Source organism: Globicatella sanguinis NBRC 15551, assembly GCF_001552295.1.
GTDB classification, from domain to species: Bacteria; Bacillota; Bacilli; order Lactobacillales; family Aerococcaceae; genus Globicatella; species Globicatella sanguinis.
This window is the reverse complement of the sequence record NZ_BCQX01000193.1, coordinates 1-1,801: the sequence shown is the minus strand read 5'-3', so window position 1 is coordinate 1,801 and position 1,801 is coordinate 1. Positions and strand designations below refer to the sequence as shown.

Genomic DNA, 1,801 nt, shown 5'->3' with positions numbered 1-1,801 from the left:
CTAAAGTCTCTAAAAACTCTAATAAAGCTAAAACAACTAACATGCTAAAAACACAACATTACTAACAAAAATATAGGAGGAAATAATAATGGAAATATTTACAGGATCCGCAGTCGCATTGATTACACCATTTGATGAAACCGGCGCCGTTGACTGGCCAGCTTTTGATGCATTGTTAACCTTCCATTTAGAAAATCAAACAGATGCATTAGTCATTACCGGAACGACTGGTGAGGTCTCTACATTGACAGACGAAGAACAAATTAATCTCATTAAACGCGCGGTTGAAGTGGTAGAAGGAAAAATACCAATTATAGCTGGGACCGGGATTAATGATACTCGACACACCATTGAATTAAGTACTAAAGCAGAAGCAGCGGGAGCCGATGCCTTATTATTAGTGACCCCTTACTATAATAAAGCGAATCATCAAGGAATGTTATTGCATTTTACTAAAATTGCTGATGCTGTTTCGATTCCAATTATTTTATATCATGTACCTGGAAGAACTGGAGCAGTCTTATCGGTTGAACAAGTTGTTGAATTAGCGCAACATCCAAATATTGTAGCCATTAAGGACGCAACGGGCGATTTAGCCTATACGAAAGCTTTAGCTGAACAAGTCGATTTAGATCAATTTGCCATCTATTCTGGCAATGATGACCTGATTTATGACATCTTGGCTTTAGGAGGCAAAGGCGTCATTTCGGTTTTAGCGAATGTTTTACCACAAGAAACGCATCAAATATGTCAAAGTTATTTTGAAGGTGATACCGAGACATCACATAACTTACAAAATAATTATGCGAGATTAATTGATCGTTTATTCGTAGAAGTGAATCCCATTCCAGTTAAATATATGATGCATTTAATGGGGTATAACCAAAATGCCTATCGTTTACCATTATGGCAACCGAGTGAACAAGTTAAAAAAGAACTCGAAAGTTTGTTACCAGTAGTTAAGCATTATCAAAAGGGAGAGTAAAGATGAAAATAATAATCATTGGATCGAGTGGTGCAATGGGACGAGCAATCATCCGATATGCCGATAATACACAAGATATTGAAATTTATGCCGGATTACAAAAGAGTCCGGAAAAAGATGAATTATTTCCAGTTTTTTATAATTTTAAAGAGCTGACAGAGTATGTAGCAGGACAATCCATTAAACCTGATTTAGTCATTGATTTTTCTTCACCCTCATTAACTAACGAGTTGTTACAATTTGTGAAGGAGCAACAATTACCACTTTTACTGGCTACTACCGGTCTTTCAGACGAGCAACTTTCGTTAGTGAAAGATACTAGTCAATATGTACCTATTTTTGACACTAATAATACAAGTATTGGTGTGGCTGTCGTTCAAAAAACGATTTATCAATTAACCAAAACACTATATCCATTAGGTTATGATATTGAAATTATTGAAAAACATCACCGTTATAAAAAAGACGCTCCTAGTGGAACAGCGCTAATGTTACTAGAAGCGGCCCAACAAGCAATTGAAGAGACGCCAACGATTATTTATGGACGTAGTGGAATTGGAGAAGGGCGCCCTCATTCAGAAATAGCGGTCCATGCGATTCGTGGTGGTGATATTGTAGGGGAACATATTGTCTTATTTGCCAATCATCATGAAGTCATTGAAATAAAACATCAGGCAAACAATAAAGAATTATTTGTCCAAGGTGCAATAGCTTGTTCTGAATTTTTATTACAACAAACAGCGGGGCTATATGCCATGAGTGACTTGATGCGCTAGATAGAGAGTGGGAAAGAAGTAGAAAATTAAATAATTTTCG

2 protein-coding genes are annotated in these 1,801 nt (G+C 36.5%); both read left to right on the top strand.

Annotation, left to right across the window (positions count from 1 at the left end; translation table 11 throughout):
- Positions 1-88: 88 nt before the first annotated feature.
- Positions 89-985, top strand: a complete 897-nt coding sequence (dapA, locus tag GSA01S_RS10020; RefSeq protein WP_066127207.1) for a 4-hydroxy-tetrahydrodipicolinate synthase — start codon at positions 89-91, stop codon at positions 983-985.
- Positions 986-987: 2 nt separating this feature from the next.
- Entirely contained in the window at positions 988-1,761 is a 774-nt protein-coding gene (gene dapB, locus GSA01S_RS10015) for a 4-hydroxy-tetrahydrodipicolinate reductase (RefSeq protein WP_066127204.1), read from the top strand.
- The last annotated feature ends 40 nt before the right edge of the window (positions 1,762-1,801 follow it).